Below are 15,913 nucleotides of genomic sequence, written 5' to 3' on the forward strand. Positions count from 1 at the left end.
ATCGTCAGGGAAGGGCCGGCCCATGGTGGAAGCGAGTGCGGAATCGCCGGTCGCCTTCGATGAGCGGATGCGCGAGGAGGCGGCCGCGGCCGGCCGCGCGGCGCTGGAGGCTTCTCTACAGCGCTTCACGCTCGAGCAGCGCGACGCGTTCTGGAATGCGATCGGCCTCTATTACTCCACCCGCCGCCATCCCGGCGCGGACGAGGCCGCGGTGCAAGCCGCGGTGACGCCTTCCTGATCTCTCCGCTTCGAGGATTTTCATGCGCACCTCCGCCAAGATCGGCCTGGCCGCCCTCGCCGTGGTGCTGCTCGGGGGAGCGGCGTTCTTCCGCTTCGTCGTCTATCCCGAATCCGCCTCGCTCGACGTGGCTGCGAGCAGCGGCGCGAGCCCGACCCTGCCGGCGCCGAACCCGACGCTGATGCCGACCGTCAACATCGCCCGGGTGGCAGGCTGGTCGGAGGGCGCCAAGCCGAAGGCGGCGAAGGGCCTGAGCGTCGCCCGGTTCGCCAGTGGACTGGATCATCCGCGCTGGCCCTATGTCCTACCCAACGGCGACGTGCTCGTTGCCGAGAGCCAAGCGCCGAAGTCCGGCGATCATTCCACCAGCATCACCGATTGGGTCGCCGACAAGGTGAAGAGCATGGCAGGGGCCGGCGGCGCCAGCGCCGACCGCATCGTGCTCCTGCGCGACCGGGACGGCGACGGCGCGGCCGAGGAACGCCACGTCTTCCTCAAGGGGCTGACATCCCCCTTCGGGATGGCCCTCGTCGGATCCGACCTCTACGTGGCGAATGCCGACGCGCTCGTCCGCATCCCCTATTCCGAGGGACAGACCGAGATCACGGCAACCCCGGAAAAGGTCGTCGACCTGCCCGCTGGGATCAATCACCACTGGACGAAGAACGTCGCGGCGAGCCCGGACGGCCAGAGGCTCTTCATCACCGTCGGCTCGAACAGCAATGTCGGCGAGAACGGCCTCGATATCGAGAAGGGCCGGGCCGCGATCTGGGAATACACCCTCGCCACCGGAGCGATGCGGGAATACGCCACCGGCCTGCGCAACCCGAACGGCCTCGCCTTCGAGCCCATGACGGGCGCATTGTGGACGGCGGTGAACGAGCGCGACGAGATCGGCAGCGATCTCGTGCCGGACTACGTCACCCACGTGCAAGAGGGCGCCTTCTACGGCTGGCCCTGGAGCTATTGGGGCGCGCATGTCGACGAGCGGGTGCAGCCGCCGCAGCCGGATAAGGTGAAGCTGGCCGTCGCGCCCGACTACGCCGTCGGCACGCACACGGCATCCCTCGGCATCGCCTTCTCGATGGGCTCGAACCTGCCGGATGCCTGGAAGAGCGGCTTGTTCGTCGCCCAGCACGGCTCGTGGAATCGCCGTCCGAAGAGCGGCTACAAGGTGATCTACATCCCGTTCCACGACGGAAAACCCGCTGGCGCGCCGGTCGATGCGCTGACGGGCTTTCTCAACGCCGACGAGAAGGCGCAGGGACGTCCGGTCGGCGTGGCGATCGACAGGGCCGGCGCGCTGCTGGTGACGGACGATGTCGGGAACACGGTGTGGCGGGTCGCCGCCGCAGCAGCGTCCAATTGATCCGGCTGCGCGCCGTCAGACGTCAGTACAGATCGCCGTAACCCGGGCCGACGCCGTAACCGTCGTCGAACACGTCCCGATGACGGCGGGCGGGCGGGCCGTACGCCTCGTCCTCCCAGGCTCGACCGCGCGAACGCACCGCCACAACACCCTCGTCGTTGCCGTAGCCGCGCCGAACCGAGCGGATCCGCGGGGACCTCTCGACCTCCGCCACCGGAGCCTCCCCAACGCTGCCCTCGATGACGACGCGGGTGTTGGCCATCTTCTGCTGCTTCACCAGGGCGAACAGCGTGGCGGCGTTGCGCTGCGAGAGGCGAACACAGCCATGCGAGGCGGCGCGGCCGAGCCGGCGGGTATGGGTGGTTCCGTGGATCGCGTGGCCGACCTGGGTGAAGAAGATCGCGTGTGGCATCGGCGCATTGTCCCACTCGCGGGAGAAGTGGCTCTTCTCCATGCGGAACGGCCGGTAGCTGCCGTTCGGCGTGTCGTGATCCGCGACCCCCGTCGACACGGGCCAGTTGTAGCGGGGCGCGCCGTCGACCACGACGCTCATGCGCTGAGCATCCTTGTCGACGGCGATGACGAGATCGGCCCGGGCCGCCGGGGCTGCGGCCATCAGGGTCAGGCTCGCGAGAAACGTGAGGAGAGGCAAGCGCATGGCGATCGTTCCGAATTCGATGCCTGCAAAATGCGCTCCTCACGCCGCGCTTCAAGCGGTGCGTCTCAACGCCACGAACGCGACGTCGCCGCCGGCCTTCACCAGTTCGGCGACGTGCTGCGGACGAAACCGCGGGAAATAAGGCGGCTGTTCTCCCGCGCCCGGCGTTCGGCCTCCATCAGGTCCGACAATGCGTCGGTGATGGCGCAGCGGAGAGCAATTCCCGCATCGCCCTGCGTGCTGCTGAGGTAGGCCTGGGCGATCTCCTCGACTGGGCATGTCGTAGCCCTCTCCGGTCCCGGATCCGCGAAGCGGGCGGACGAACCGCGGCCGCGCTCGGCCGTCTGGGGCTTGGGCATGGTCTCTCTCCGACTCGGCATGAGAACGAAGATAGAACATACCGAAACGGTTAACGAGACCTTACCGGGATCGATCGAGGCTGTGGACATCCTGGCCGGCGGACGGCCTTCATGTCCTCAGCGCAGGCCGGACCCGCTGAGCGGGTCGAAATAGGCGTCCGTCGGCCGGCGGGAGAAGCCGCTCCCGGAAATGCCGGCGCCCGACGGTGCGCCCCCTCCGCCGGTTCCGATGCTGCCTGTCACGTCGTCCAGCGGCCGCTGCGGCGAGCGCCCGATCCCACTGCCCCCGGACGTTTGGCCGCCGCTGCCGGAAGCGGCGGAGACGCCGCCGCCGAAACTCAACCCGCCCGCGTTGGTGGCGATCCCCGGCCTCGACGTACCGAGGCCGGACACTCCCGACGCGCCGCCGAAGCTCAAGCCGCCAGGATTGGCGATGGCCATCGCCGGGGTCGGTGCCGCGACCGTGGCGACCGTCGAGGTCGGACCGAAGGGAAGACCGGGCGCAGTGAAGCCGGACGGCAGACCGTTGCCGGCAGAGGTTTGTGCCAGGGCGGGGAGCCCGCCCAGCCCCAGGCTGACAATGACCAGGCCGAACCGAAGCGTCCCAATCGTCGCCATCGCAATCTCCTTCCGCGCCGGCGTTCCTGCGCATGCAGGGCCAACGCCGCATCGGAGAGGCGGTTTCGGATGCCGCCGAGGCACTGGACGCTGCCGTACGGGTTCGATCGCCCCAACGAGGGATGTCTTTCGCCAGCACAGAATCGATCCATCGGCTGCGCCCCGCGCCATGACTTCATCCGGAGTATCCGGCAGGAGGCCTCGACCGATTGCGCCGGCGGCGGACGAACGGCCAGACCGTGTAAGGACTCTTTCGGCTAAGTTGACGGTGACACCGACGTTCTCACCGCTGGTTTCCGTCATGCTCGTCCACGAAGGTCAGAACCGCACGCCGGGCATCGACCGCCGCCTCGCCGCCTCGTTCGCAGGCATCGCGGGTGCGCTCAATGCCGCCGGCTTCTGCGCCTTCGGGACGTTCTCCTCGAACATGACCGGCAACGTCTCGGCGCTCGCCGATCACCTCGGTCTCGGCGAGATGGCGCTCGCACTGCCGATCCTGGCTCTCATCGTCGCCTTCATGGCGGGGGCCATGGGCGCGACGCTGCTCATCAACGCGGGCCGCCAGCACCGACTGAGCGGCGTCTACGCCTACAGCGTGCTGACGGAGGCCCTGTTGCTCGTCAGCCTCGGCCTCCTCGGCCTCGGCCTGCCCGCAGGATGGCAGGGTGCCGTTCTCGTGACGGGGCTCAGCTTCCTGCTCGGACTGCAGAATGCGACGATCACGCAGATCACCGATGCGCGGGTGCGGACGACCCATGTGACCGGCATGGTGACGGATCTCGGCATCGCTCTCGCTCACCGGCTGTCGCTGGGCCGCGACACGTCGGGTCCGGATCGGGAAAAGATCCGACTCTACGGCGTGACGGTGGCGGCCTTCCTCGCCGGCGGCGTCACCGGTGTGATGGCATGGCGTGCTCTCGGCAGCGCCCTCCTGTTCGTCGCCGCGGGATTGCTGACCCTGATGGCGCTCCCCGGCATCGCCTCGGCCCGTCGCGCGAACGCGTCCTGAGACCGTTTCAGGGCAGGCCGCGCCGACACGACGACTGCGTCGATGACGGCGGCAGGCGCCCGTGTATCGGGCGCCGATGCCTTCGAGACGCGCCGCGCCGAGTGACCGACGGCGCCTTACTCGTGCTCCTCGCGGAACACGAAATAGCTCAGCGGGCCGGCACAGAGGAACAGCAGGAGAAGCGTTACGTAGAGATGAACCTGCATCACCGTCAAAGATGCGTAGATGCACGCAAGTCCGACGATGAGCAGGAGAAGACGTAGGATCATGGATTGGCCGATCTTCGCACCGAGGGCGCTTGGCCCCCGGTATACGAGGAGCCTTATCGGGTGAGATTCAACCAAAGCGTATACGGCGGCGACCGATACCACCGTCCACCGCTAAATTTCACCGTCCCGCTCGCGTGAGGCGAGAGCGCGGGATGACATCAAACAGAAGGGGGCGCGGGAGCCGGCCGCCAAGCCCGCTCCCGCGCCCCCTTCGAAGCCAACCGGCCCGCGCCGAACCCGTCAGGTGTGGATCACCCGGCCATAAGCATCGAGTACGCTCTCGTGCATCATCTCCGAGAGCGTCGGATGCGGGAAGACCGTGTGCATCAGCTCTTCCTCGGTCGTCTCGAGGGTCATCGCGATGACGTAGCCCTGAATCAGCTCGGTCACCTCGGCGCCGATCATGTGGGCACCGAGCAATTGGCCGGTCTTGGCGTCGAAGATCGTCTTGATGAGTCCGTCCGGCTCGCCGAGCGCGATCGCCTTGCCGTTGCCGGAGAAGGGAAAGCGGCCGACCTTGATCGAGAGGCCGAGATCCTTGGCTTTCCCCTCGGTGATGCCGACGCTGGCGATCTGCGGGTGGCAATAGGTGCAGCCGGGGATTTTGCCCTTGTCCATCGGGTGCGTGTGCAGGCCCTTGATCGTCTCGATGCAGATCACGCCCTCGTGCTCGGCCTTGTGGGCGAGCATCGGCGGACCAGCGACGTCGCCGATGGCGTAGACGCCCGGAACGTTGGTGCGGCCGAGCCCGTCGGTCACGACGACACCGCGCTCGATCTTCACCCCGAGCTTCTCAAGCCCGAGATTCTCGATGTTGCCGACGACGCCGACGGCGGAGATCAGCTTCTCGGCGGTGAGCTGCTGCGTCTTGCCCTTATCGTCCTCGACCGTGGCCGTCACCGAATCGGCGCCCTTCTCGACCTTCGTGACCTTGGCGCCGGTGAGGATCTTGATGCCCTGCTTCTCGAAACGCTTGCGGGCGAGGCCGGCGATCTCCGCATCCTCGACCGGCAGGATCTGCGGCAGCAACTCGATCACCGTCACCTCGGCGCCCATGGTGCGGTAGAAGGAGGCGAACTCGATGCCGATGGCACCCGATCCCATGACCAGCAGGCTCTTGGGCATCTTTTCCGGGACCATGGCCTCGTAATAGGTCCAGATCTGCTTCTTGTCGGGCTCGATGCCGGGCAGCACGCGCGGCCGAGCGCCGGTCGCGACGATGATGTGCTTGGCCGAATAGGTGCCCGCGCCCTTGGCGCCCTTCGGGGCTTCCGCGCGCTTGGTCTCCTTGACGGTGACCTTGCCGGGCTCGTTGCCCTTGGCCGCCGCCTCGATCGAGGCCTCGCCCCAGATCACGTCGACCTTGTTCTTCTTCAGCAGCATGCCGACGCCGCCGTTGAGCCGGCCCGACACGCCGCGCGAGCGCTTGACGATGGCGGCCGCGTCGAAGCTGACCTCCTTGGCCGACAGCCCGTAATCGGCAGCGTGTTGCATGTAGTGGTAGATCTCGGCCGAGCGCAGCAGTGCCTTGGTCGGGATGCAGCCCCAGTTCAGGCAGATTCCGCCGAGATGTTCCCGATCGACCACCGCGGTTTTGAAGCCGAGCTGCGCCGCGCGGATCGCGGTGACGTAGCCGCCGGGGCCCGCGCCGATGATGAGGACGTCGTAGGTTTCGGACATTCAGCTCTCCGCGCGTTCCCCTCCCCCTGGCGGGAGGGCGGTGTGGGGCGGCACGGAAAGCGCCGCGCCGCGTGTCCTGCACGTTGCCGGTCCCCGAGCCCTCCGAAGAGAAGGCATCAGGGGCCGGGCACCGTCACACCAGCATTCCCATCGGGTTCTCGATCAGCCCCTTGAAGGCGGCGATCAGCTCGGCGCCCAGCGCCCCATCGAGGACGCGGTGATCGCAGGAGAGCGTCGCAGTCATGGCCTGGATCACCGCCGGGGCGCCGTCCTTGACGACGACCCGCTGCTCGCCGGCGCCGACCGCGAGGATCGTCGATTGCGGCGGGTTGATCACCGCCGTGAAGTGCTTGATGCCGAACATGCCGAGGTTCGACACCGAGGTGACGCCGCCCTGATACTCTTCCGGCTTCAGCTTCTTCGCGCGCGCGCGGGCCGCGAAATCCTTCATCTCGTTGGAAATCGCGGAGAGCGTCTTCTGGTCGGCCCTGCGGATCACCGGGGTGAACAGGCCGCCGTCGATCGCCACCGCGACGCCGACCTCGGCGTGCTTGAAGCGCAGGATCCGGTCCTCCGCCCAGACGGCGTTGGCGGTGGGAACGCGGGTGAGCGCGAGGCCCATCGCCTTGATGACGAAGTCGTTGACCGAGAGCTTGAACAGCGGCTTGCCGTCCTTGTCCTTGCCGGCCGAGGCATTGAGCGTCTCGCGCAGCTTCATCAGCGCGTCGAGTTCGCAATCGACGGTGAGGTAGAAGTGCGGCGCGACCTGCATCGCCTCGGTCAGGCGCTTGGCGATGGTCTTGCGCATGCCGTCGAGGGGGACTTCCTCGAAGCTGCCCTGCTCGTAGAAGCCCTTCACCTGCTCGAGGCTGAGGCCGGCCGGCGCGCCGCCCGCAGGAGCGGCCTTCGGTGCGGCCTTCTCCGGTGCCGCGGCAGGCGCGGCCGCCTTGTCCTCGGACTTGGCCTGGGACTTGGCCGAAGCACCGGCCTTGGCCGTACCGCCCTCGATCGCGGCCTGCACGTCGCGCTGGATCACGCGGCCATGGGGACCCGAGCCCTTCACCGCGGAGAGATCGACACCTTCCTGCTTGGCGATACGACGGGCGAGCGGCGAGGCGAAGATGCGGCCGTCGGAAGCCTGGGCGGCGGGCTGGTTTGCGGACGACGCGGCGCCGTTCGGCATGGCGCCCTCCGGAGCCTGGTCGACCCGGGCGTAAGAGGCGTGGGCGCCATCGGGCGCGGCGTTCTGGTCGGGCGTGCTCTTCGGCTCGACCGGGGCGGTCTTCGCCTCGGCCCCGCCCTTGGGCGCCTGAACGCTGCCGGGATCCTCACCCTCCTCCGCGATCAGCGCGATCAGCTCGTTGACCGGCACGTCGGCGGTGCCTTCCGCCACGAGGATCTTGGCGAGCACACCCTCATCAACCGCCTCGACCTCCATGGTCGCCTTGTCGGTCTCGATCTCGGCGATCACGTCGCCGGACTTGACGGCGTCGCCCTCCTTCTTGAGCCACTTGGCGAGGTTGCCCTTCTCCATCGTCGGGGAGAGCGCGGGCATCAGGACGTTGATCGGCATCGTATCGTTCCCGAGCGGCCTTGAGAGGAAGGGTCAGTTGAGAGGGTTGTTCGGGTCGAGGCTCTCCGCCTCCCACCCGGCACGGATGCGCTCGAAGGCTTCCTCCTCCGAGGTGTCCGCCTCCAGCGCGTAGGCGCGGGCGGCCTGTCGCGCGAGGTCGATGAGCAGACGGCCCCAGGTTGCCGGATCGTCGAAGGCGCGCCGGAGCGCCACACTCACGGCACCATCGACGATCGAGGCGCGCACGATTTCGATCCCGCCCTGTTCCAGAGCGTCGGGCGGGATTTCGAGTTCTTCAAATTTCTTCGACATTTACCGACTATTACTTGTAGCAGACGCTTTTGACCGCTTCGACGACTTCCGCGACGCTCGGCAGAGCCAGCTTTTCGAGATTGGCCGCATAGGGCATCGGCACGTCCTTGCCGGTCACCCGCAGCACGGGCGCATCGAGATAGTCGAAGGCATCGACCATCAGGCGGGCGACGATCTCGGCGCCGACGCCGGATTGCGGGAAGCCCTCTTCGACGCAGACGCAGCGGCCGGTCTTCTTGACCGATTCCACCACCGTCGCGCTGTCCATCGGACGGATCGTGCGCAGGTCGATCACCTCCGCCTCGATGCCCTCCTCGGCAAGGGCCTGGGCCGCCTTGAGGGCGTAGGTCATGCCGATGGAGAAGGAGACGATCGTGACGTCCTTGCCGGGGCGGTGAATGCGCGCCTTGCCGATCGGCAGAACGAGGTCGTCGATCTCCGGCACAGGGAAGGATTGGCCGTAGAGGATTTCGTTCTCGAGGAAGATCACCGGGTTGGGATCGCGGATCGCCGCCTTGAGCAGGCCCTTGGCGTCGGAGGCCGTGTAGGGCGCGATCACCTTGAGGCCCGGCACGTTGGAGTACCACGCGGAATAGTCGTGGCTGTGTTGGGCGGCGACGCGGGCGGCGGCCCCGTTGGGGCCGCGGAAGACGATCGGACAGCCGAGCTGGCCGCCGGACATGTACAGGGTCTTCGCCGCCGAGTTGATGATGTGGTCGATCGCCTGCATGGCGAAGTTGAAGGTCATGAACTCGACGATGGGCTTGAGGCCCATGAAGGCGGCACCGACGCCGATGCCGGCGAATCCGTGCTCGGTGATCGGGGTATCGACCACGCGGCGCGCGCCGAACTCCTGCAGCAGGCCCTGCGTGATCTTGTAGGCGCCCTGGTACTCGGCGACCTCCTCGCCCATCACGAAGACAGCCTCGTCCTTGCGCATCTCCTCGGCCATGGCGTCCCGCAGGGCCTCGCGCACGGTCATGGTCTTCATCGGGGAGTCGGCGGGAAACTCTTCCATCACCGGATCGGGCGCCTTGTTGGTGATGACGGCGGCCGCGGCCTGCGCCTTCGGCGCATCGTCACTGCTCTTGGCGGAAGCGGCTGAGGCGTCGGCCATGCCCTCGGCCTGCATATCGGGGGTTGGGGCCGGCGCGCCGCCGGAGGCGCCGTTGGGTTTGCCCTTGCCGCCGCCCGCGGTCGCGGCCGAGACATCCTCGCCCTCTTCGGCGATGATCGCGATCGGCGTGTTGACGGCGACGTTCTCGGTCCCATCCGCGACGAGGATCTTGGCGAGGATGCCCTCGTCGATCGCCTCGACCTCCATCGTCGCCTTGTCGGTCTCGATCTCGGCCAGGACGTCGCCCGCCTTGACCGGATCGCCCTCCTTCTTCAGCCATTTGGCGAGCTTTCCCTCCTCCATGGTCGGAGAGAGGGCGGGCATCAGGATGTCGGTCGCCATTTGCGCTGCTCTATCGATCCGGGTGCGTCGACGGTCGGGCGTGTTTTCTTGCGGGCGTGTTTTCTTGCGAAGGCGTCGCGGGCCCCCGGCCCAGGGGGCCGGAGACGTGTCGGGGACACGTTCAGGCGCGGGCTTCGAGAAGGATGTCGGTCCAGAGCTCCGACGGATCGGGCTCGGGATCGTGGGTCGCGAAGTCGGCGGATTCGTTGACAATTTCGCGGACCTTGGCGTCGATACCCTTCAGATCGGCCTCGGGTACGCCGTGCGCCTCGAGCAGGCGCTTGCGCACCATCTCGATCGGATCGTGCTCGTCGCGCATCTTCGAGACCTCGTCCTTCGACCGGTACTTGGCCGGATCGGACATCGAGTGGCCGCGGTAGCGATAGGTCTGCATCTCGAGGATGTAGGGGCCCTCGCCCGAGCGGGCGTGGTTGATCGCACGCGCCGCCGCCTCTCGGACCGTGCGCACGTCCATGCCGTCGACCTGCTCGCCGGGAATGCCGAAGGAGAGGCCGCGCTTGGAGAAGTCCGTCTGCGCCGAGGCACGAGCCACCGAGGTGCCCATGGCGTAGCGGTTGTTCTCGATGACGTAGACCACCGGCAGCTTCCACAGAGCCGCCATGTTGAAGCTCTCGTAGACCTGGCCCTGGTTGGCCGCGCCGTCGCCCATATAGGTGAAGCTGACCTTGCCGTTCTTGAGATAGGCGTCGGCGAAGGCGAGGCCGGTGCCGAGCGCGACCTGGGCCCCGACGATGCCGTGGCCGCCGAAGAACTGCTTTTCGCGGCTGAACATGTGCATCGAGCCGCCCTTGCCGCGGGAATAGCCTCCGCGGCGCCCGGTCAGCTCGGCCATGACGCCCTTGGGGTCCATGCCGCAGGCGAGCATGTGGCCGTGATCGCGATAGCCGGTGATGTTCTGGTCACCGTCCTCGCCGGCCATCTGCATGCCGACGACGACCGCTTCCTGGCCGATATAGAGATGACAGAAACCGCCGATCAGGCCCATGCCGTAGAGCTGGCCCGCCTTCTCCTCGAAGCGGCGGATCAACAGCATCTCGCGATAGGCGTGAAGATCTTCGTCCTTCGTGAACTGGGGAATATTCGGAGCCGGCCGATGTTGCGGCGCGTCTGTTCCCGCCGCAGGTTTCCCCGCCTCGCTGCCCGCAGCCATCGCGTCCTCCCACCATCACGCTGTTGGAAGGGGTTCTAGGGCAGCGATTTACGGAAATCGAGGGGCGCGCTGACAGCCATCAAATGCTGTTACCGCCACGGTTGCAGCCTGGGTCGCACCACGAAGACAGTGCAAATGAAACTTTTAGGAGCTTAATACCACAGAAATAAAATTCACTGTCCGATAATCACAAGGTCGTTCGCGTGCACCCGTCCGAGGACGACACGGGCTCGTTCTTCCAGGAGGTCGCGATCGATCTGCTCGCTTCGCAGCAGGGAGACGCGGTGTTCCCATGTCGAGCGCTCAGCCTTCGCGGCATTCAGCTCCTGCGTCAGCCCGTAAGCCTCGACCTTGAGGACCCGCTTGGCCTCCAGGCCCCGGCTGCCGCTCTCGGCCTGATGCACGAAGTAGCCGACCACGAGGGCGGAAACCGTCCACAGGACGGCGGGAACGACGATGGCGCGGACGCGGCGACGGATGACCATGGCGGGTGGAAGCTTCGCCCGAACAGGGTGAAGAAAGGGTTTCCATCCGCCGCGACTGCGGCCGTGCCCGAACTCGCAAAAAAGGACGCGCCCGACCTGTCCGGTCGAGCGCGTCCCGATCTGATCCGATTGCGAGACGCGTCAGCGACCGGCGAGCTGGCGGATCGCGCTGCGTCCGGCGTAGAGCGCCTGCGCGCCGAGGCCTTCCTCGATGCGGATGAGCTGGTTGTACTTCGCCAGTCTGTCCGAGCGGGCGAGCGAGCCGGTCTTGATCTGCCCGCAATTCGTCGCGACGGCGAGGTCGGCGATGGTCGAATCCTCGGTCTCACCGGAGCGGTGCGACATCACCGCGGTGTATCCGGCGCGTTGAGCCATATCGACGGCGGCCAGGGTTTCGGTCAGCGAGCCGATCTGATTGACCTTCACGAGGATCGAGTTGCCGGTGCCGGTCTCGATGCCGCGGGCGAGACGCTCGACATTGGTGACGAACAGGTCATCGCCCACGAGCTGCACCCGGTTGCCGATCCGGTCGGTCAGGAGTTTCCAGCCCTCCCAATCGTCCTCGGCCATGCCGTCCTCGATCGACAGGATCGGGTAGTCCTGCGTCAGCTTGGCGAGGTAATCGACCTGAGCCTCGATCGAGCGGGTCTGGCCCTCACCCTCGTAATGGTAGGCGCCATCCTTGAAGAACTCGGTGGAGGCGCAGTCGAGCGCCAGCACCACGTCGCTTCCGGGCTTGAAGCCTGCGGCGTTGATCGACTCCATGACGAAGTCGAGCGCGGCCTCGGCCGACGGCAGGTTCGGGGCGAAGCCGCCCTCGTCGCCGACATTGGTGTTGTGGCCGGCCTTCTTCAGGGCGCTCTTGAGGGTGTGGAAGATCTCCGCGCCCATCCGCACCGCGTCGGACAGCGAGGTGGCGCCGACCGGCATCACCATGAATTCCTGGAAGTCGATCGGGTTGTCGGCGTGCGCCCCGCCGTTGACGATGTTCATCATCGGCACCGGCAGCACCCGGCCCTGCACGCCGCCGACGTAGCGGTAGAGCGGCAGGCCGGCGGTCTCGGCCGCCGCCTTCGCCACGGCGAGCGAGACGCCGAGAATGGCGTTGGCGCCGAGGCGGGCCTTGTTCGGCGTGCCGTCGAGGGCGATCATCGCCTCGTCGACCGCGACCTGATCCTCGGCATCCATGCCGCCGATCGCGTCGAGGATCTCGGTCTGCACGGCATCGACGGCCTTGAGCACGCCCTTGCCGTTGTAGCGGCCCTTGTCGCCGTCACGCAGCTCGACCGCCTCGTGCGCGCCGGTGGAGGCGCCGGAGGGGACCGCGGCGCGACCGAAGGAGCCATCCTCCAACAGGACATCGACTTCGACGGTCGGGTTGCCGCGGCTGTCGAGAATCTCGCGGGCGGCGATATTGGTGATCGCGGTCATGGGCGCTCCTTGGCGGCGCGTCGCGGCGGGGCCGTCTCGCGGATTCCTTCGAGGCCCGCGCGTCCTGCGACGTTCTGCGTCGCGGGCTTATCCGCCAACCTCGGGACGTCGGCAAGCTCCCGGCGGGTGCTCGGGGCCGGGCCGTTTCGACAAAATCGGCGGGATGCCGCCTTTTTCAATGGCTTCGTTCCGCCGATCCAGCAGCCCCCGGCATTCGCGGCGGGCCATAGGCGGGCGTGCGAAGGCCGCGTATAGGGCGGTCATGGATCCAATCGAGACACACGCCAAGCAACTCGGACGTCAGACGCCGCTTCCGACCTCGCCGGAGGAGGCGCAACTCGACCGCGTGCCGAACCCACATGCCGATACTGATTATCTTGCCCGCTTCACCGCACCGGAATTCACCTCGCTCTGCCCGGTGACGGGTCAGCCGGATTTCGCGACTCTCGTCATCGACTATGTGCCGGACCGCTGGCTCGTAGAGTCGAAGTCGCTGAAGCTCTACCTCGGAGCGTTCCGCAATCACGGCGCGTTCCACGAAGATTGCACCGTCGGCATCGGGCGCCGGCTCGTCGCCCTGCTCGAACCGCGCTGGCTGCGCATCGGCGGGTACTGGTATCCCCGCGGCGGCATTCCGATCGACGTGTTCTGGCAGACGGGCGAGCCGCTCAAATCGGTCTGGCTGCCCGACCAGGGCGTCGCGCCCTATCGCGGCCGGGGCTGATCGCATCGCCAGTCGTCACAGCGGCTCGGCCAGAACGCGCACGGTGCGGGCGATCAGCCTTTCGTGCGCATCGATCGGGCCGCCATGGACGACAGCCACCGCCTCCAGCATCCGCTCCAGATCGTCGCGCTCGGACGCATCGAGCTTTTCGCGCAGGAGCGGGGCGAGATGGTCGACCGCGGTGTCGGCGTCGGAGGCCTGGGCGGCGGCGTGCCGGATATAGGCCATGCGCGTGCCGTGATCGTCGTCGTGGGCGGTGACCTTCTGCATTTCCGGTTTGGATGACCGCTTCCAGCTCCGGCGTCGGGGTGCCGCGGGCGCGCGCGACCAGGGTCATCAGAACGCCGGCGGCATCGGCCGGGTCGCGAATCGCGCGTAGCGGCACCGCGCGAAAGGAAGCCTCGCTCCGCGCCCTCAGCTTCGCGTTGCGCCGCTACCGAGAAAGTGGTCGAGCTGCTCCATCCCGTTCCCGTAGATGAAGTAGCACATCAGCCCCGTCATGACCGCTCCGACGAAGGCTGCAATGACCAGCATGATTCCCCCGCGACTGCTGCAATGCGGCGAAACCTGTCTCATCGCCGCTCAGGTTGCAATGACAAGACCGCCACAGCTGATGCGGAGCCTGCTCGAATCCTCGGCGCCAGCGCGCACGAAAAGGGCGGCCAGTTGCCCGGCCGCCCTTTCCACGCGTCAAAAGTTGCGAACTCAGTAGCCGTAATCGTAGCCGTAGGCCGGACGGCCGTAATAGCTGTCGCGGGCATAGGCATCGCGCGCGGCGCCGGCGGCGATCGCACCGGCCGCGAGACCGGCAATGCCGAGACCGACGGCGGCTCCGGTGCCGATGCCGCGACGGCGACCGCCGTAATAGGCGCGCGGGCCGTATCCACCGTGATAATGGCCGTGGTGATGACCGTAGCCGCGGCCATAGGGGCGCGCGTCGGCGGAGGTGGCGGTCAGCGTGCCGACCGAGATCAGGGCGGCGGTCACGAGAGCAAGCTTACGCATAGCGTCCTTTCCGATCCAGAAACTTCGTTCCGAGAGCATTCTGGCGTTCAAACATCCGAGCTTTGCCGGAAGTTCCCGTCGGCCCCGGCGCCGAGCGAATGCTTCCCCGACGCTCTGCGGATCGCCGCAATGCTCTCGATTGAGGGCAAACCTAGCGGGCTTCGCCTGAACGAGACCTGAAACGAACGCGACGGTCTCGATCTCAGCTCTTGGCGAGGCGGTCGAAGGCCATCAGCCTCTCGACCAGGGCCGGCAGATCGGCGAGCGCGACCATGTTCGGTCCGTCGGAGGGGGCGCGATCGGGATCGGGATGGGTCTCGATGAAGACGCCCGCCACTCCCACCGCCACCGCCGCGCGGGCGAGCACCGCCACGAATTCCCGCTGCCCGCCGGAGGTGGCGCCCTGCCCGCCTGGCTGCTGCACCGAGTGCGTCGCGTCGAACACCACCGGCGCGCCGCCAGTGACGCGGGCCATGATCGGCAGGGCGCGCATGTCGGAGACGAGCGTATTGTAGCCGAACGAGGCGCCGCGCTCGGTGACGATGACGTTGGGGTTGCCGGCCTCCGTCACCTTGGCGGCGACGTGCGCCATATCCCAGGGCGCGAGGAACTGCCCCTTCTTGACGTTGACCGCCCGCCCCGTCGCGGCGGCGGCGAGCAAGAGATCGGTCTGGCGGCAGAGGAAGGCCGGGATCTGCAGGATGTCGACCGCCTGAGCCGCGCGTTCGCACTGCTCGGCCTCGTGCACGTCGGTGAGAACGGGCAGCCCGAGACTCTCGCGGATTTCGGCGAAGACCGGCAGCGCCTCGTCGAGGCCGACGCCGCGGGCCGAGCGTCCGGAGGTGCGGTTGGCCTTGTCGAAGGACGACTTGAAGACGAGGCCGATGCCGAGCTTGCCTGCCATCTCTTTGAGGGCAGCGGCGACTTCGAGGGCGTGGCTGCGCCCTTCGAGCTGGCAGGGGCCGGCGATCAGCGCCAGCGGCAGGTGGTTGGCGAAGGCGACGCCGCCGGTCTGGACGACGGGGCCGGGAATCTGTGCGGTCTCGGGCATGGTGCCCGCTCTAGCCCGGCCCCGCCGCGCGGGAAAGTCCGCGCTGCGGGCGGTCTGCCGCCACGCGGCACAGGCTGCCCACACCAAATCCATCGGGCCGATCGCCGGGATCGCAGCGCAGGACGGCGCCGCCGACCCGGCCCAGTTGCGGTGCGCCGGTGAGCAGGCTGTCCTGATGCAGCCGCAGGGCGAGGGTCTCCACCGGTTCGGCCGGCGCTCCGGTCAGCGTCCGCGCCGCGAGTCCGATTAGGACGAAGAAGGCCCGCGGCGGCTCGCGAAGATCCGAGCGGAACAGCAGCCGTCGCGGCGCCGCGCAATCCAGGCTCATCCGGTCGGCGTCGGCGGCGCGGAAGACGACGAGGGAGCCGCTGCGCCCGGCCAGGGCGACGCCGGTGCCGCGGATCAGCCGTATGGTCAGGCCGTCGCAGGAATCGGCCCGAGCGGTCGATCCCAGGGAGAGGAGCAGGACAAGGCTGGCGAGAAGGGCGGGCAGGGTCATCCG

General features: G+C 67.6%; 19 protein-coding genes. 4 read left to right on the forward strand and 15 right to left on the reverse strand.

Annotation, left to right across the window (positions count from 1 at the left end; translation table 11 throughout):
- Nucleotides 1–22 precede the first annotated feature (22 nt).
- Both HNR01_RS03535 and HNR01_RS03540 read left to right on the forward strand, forming a co-directional pair.
- Entirely contained in the window at nt 23–238 is a 216-nt protein-coding gene (locus HNR01_RS03535) for a hypothetical protein (protein WP_017486067.1), read from the forward strand.
- 22 nt (nt 239–260) lie between these two features.
- Nucleotides 261–1,607: a PQQ-dependent sugar dehydrogenase gene (locus HNR01_RS03540; RefSeq protein WP_183666660.1), complete on the forward strand. Its 1,347-nt coding sequence runs from the start codon at nt 261–263 to the stop codon at nt 1,605–1,607.
- A gap of 22 nt (nt 1,608–1,629) precedes the next feature.
- Here HNR01_RS03540 and HNR01_RS03545 read toward each other — a convergent pair whose 3' ends face one another.
- From HNR01_RS03545 to HNR01_RS03555, 3 genes are all read right to left on the reverse strand, one after another.
- Nucleotides 1,630–2,265: a L,D-transpeptidase gene (locus HNR01_RS03545; protein WP_183666661.1), complete on the reverse strand. Its 636-nt coding sequence runs from the start codon at nt 2,263–2,265 to the stop codon at nt 1,630–1,632.
- A gap of 98 nt (nt 2,266–2,363) precedes the next feature.
- On the reverse strand, nt 2,364–2,624 hold the full coding sequence (locus tag HNR01_RS03550) for a hypothetical protein (protein ID WP_017486064.1): 261 nt from the start codon (nt 2,622–2,624) through the stop codon (nt 2,364–2,366).
- Nucleotides 2,625–2,741: 117 nt separating this feature from the next.
- Nucleotides 2,742–3,242 carry a hypothetical protein gene (locus tag HNR01_RS03555; protein ID WP_017486063.1) on the reverse strand — a complete coding sequence of 167 codons (501 nt, stop codon included), beginning with the start codon at nt 3,240–3,242 and terminating at the stop codon, nt 2,742–2,744.
- 301 nt (nt 3,243–3,543) lie between these two features.
- Here HNR01_RS03555 and HNR01_RS03560 point away from each other — a divergent pair, with 301 nt between their 5' ends.
- Entirely contained in the window at nt 3,544–4,251 is a 708-nt protein-coding gene (locus tag HNR01_RS03560) for a YoaK family protein (protein ID WP_183666663.1), read from the forward strand.
- Between the two features lie 116 nt (nt 4,252–4,367).
- Here HNR01_RS03560 and HNR01_RS03565 read toward each other — a convergent pair whose 3' ends face one another.
- The 8 genes from HNR01_RS03565 to eno form a co-directional block, all read right to left on the reverse strand.
- The gene (locus HNR01_RS03565) at nt 4,368–4,520 is read right to left on the reverse strand and encodes a DUF4229 domain-containing protein (RefSeq protein WP_017486061.1); all 153 of its coding nucleotides are present in this window, start codon (nt 4,518–4,520) and stop codon (nt 4,368–4,370) included.
- A gap of 240 nt (nt 4,521–4,760) precedes the next feature.
- Nucleotides 4,761–6,200: a dihydrolipoyl dehydrogenase gene (gene lpdA, locus HNR01_RS03570; RefSeq protein ID WP_183666665.1), complete on the reverse strand. Its 1,440-nt coding sequence runs from the start codon at nt 6,198–6,200 to the stop codon at nt 4,761–4,763.
- Between the two features lie 133 nt (nt 6,201–6,333).
- Nucleotides 6,334–7,773: a pyruvate dehydrogenase complex dihydrolipoamide acetyltransferase gene (locus tag HNR01_RS03575; RefSeq protein WP_183666667.1), complete on the reverse strand. Its 1,440-nt coding sequence runs from the start codon at nt 7,771–7,773 to the stop codon at nt 6,334–6,336.
- A 33-nt stretch (nt 7,774–7,806) separates the two neighbouring features.
- Complete coding sequence (locus tag HNR01_RS03580) at nt 7,807–8,085, reverse strand: DUF5076 domain-containing protein (protein WP_017486058.1); 279 nt, start codon at nt 8,083–8,085, stop codon at nt 7,807–7,809.
- A 10-nt stretch (nt 8,086–8,095) separates the two neighbouring features.
- Nucleotides 8,096–9,544: a pyruvate dehydrogenase complex E1 component subunit beta gene (locus HNR01_RS03585; protein WP_183666669.1), complete on the reverse strand. Its 1,449-nt coding sequence runs from the start codon at nt 9,542–9,544 to the stop codon at nt 8,096–8,098.
- Between the two features lie 121 nt (nt 9,545–9,665).
- A complete protein-coding gene (gene pdhA / locus HNR01_RS03590) occupies nt 9,666–10,715 on the reverse strand; it encodes a pyruvate dehydrogenase (acetyl-transferring) E1 component subunit alpha (RefSeq protein WP_026105760.1) in 1,050 nt (349 codons plus the stop codon).
- A gap of 173 nt (nt 10,716–10,888) precedes the next feature.
- Nucleotides 10,889–11,200: an FtsB family cell division protein gene (locus HNR01_RS03595; RefSeq protein WP_153873670.1), complete on the reverse strand. Its 312-nt coding sequence runs from the start codon at nt 11,198–11,200 to the stop codon at nt 10,889–10,891.
- A gap of 141 nt (nt 11,201–11,341) precedes the next feature.
- A complete protein-coding gene (gene eno, locus HNR01_RS03600; protein WP_017486054.1) occupies nt 11,342–12,631 on the reverse strand; it encodes a phosphopyruvate hydratase in 1,290 nt (429 codons plus the stop codon).
- A gap of 262 nt (nt 12,632–12,893) precedes the next feature.
- Here eno and queF point away from each other — a divergent pair, with 262 nt between their 5' ends.
- Nucleotides 12,894–13,355: a preQ(1) synthase gene (queF, locus tag HNR01_RS03605; protein WP_153873669.1), complete on the forward strand. Its 462-nt coding sequence runs from the start codon at nt 12,894–12,896 to the stop codon at nt 13,353–13,355.
- 15 nt (nt 13,356–13,370) lie between these two features.
- Here the strand turns inward: queF and HNR01_RS03610 are convergent, their stop codons facing one another.
- The 4 genes from HNR01_RS03610 to HNR01_RS03625 form a co-directional block, all read right to left on the reverse strand.
- A complete protein-coding gene (locus HNR01_RS03610) occupies nt 13,371–13,625 on the reverse strand; it encodes a hypothetical protein (RefSeq protein ID WP_183666671.1) in 255 nt (84 codons plus the stop codon).
- A 435-nt stretch (nt 13,626–14,060) separates the two neighbouring features.
- The gene (locus tag HNR01_RS03615) at nt 14,061–14,360 is read right to left on the reverse strand and encodes a hypothetical protein (protein WP_153873668.1); all 300 of its coding nucleotides are present in this window, start codon (nt 14,358–14,360) and stop codon (nt 14,061–14,063) included.
- Between the two features lie 202 nt (nt 14,361–14,562).
- Nucleotides 14,563–15,411 (reverse strand): 3-deoxy-8-phosphooctulonate synthase, encoded by an 849-nt coding sequence (gene kdsA, locus HNR01_RS03620; protein WP_017486050.1) that lies wholly within the window; start codon nt 15,409–15,411, stop codon nt 14,563–14,565.
- A 10-nt stretch (nt 15,412–15,421) separates the two neighbouring features.
- Nucleotides 15,422–15,910, reverse strand: a complete 489-nt coding sequence (locus HNR01_RS03625) for a hypothetical protein (RefSeq protein WP_183666673.1) — start codon at nt 15,908–15,910, stop codon at nt 15,422–15,424.
- Between the last annotated feature and the right edge of the window lie 3 nt (nt 15,911–15,913).

Origin of the sequence: Methylorubrum rhodesianum (assembly GCF_014199985.1) — a bacterium.
Classification (GTDB): domain Bacteria; phylum Pseudomonadota; class Alphaproteobacteria; order Rhizobiales; family Beijerinckiaceae; genus Methylobacterium; species Methylobacterium rhodesianum.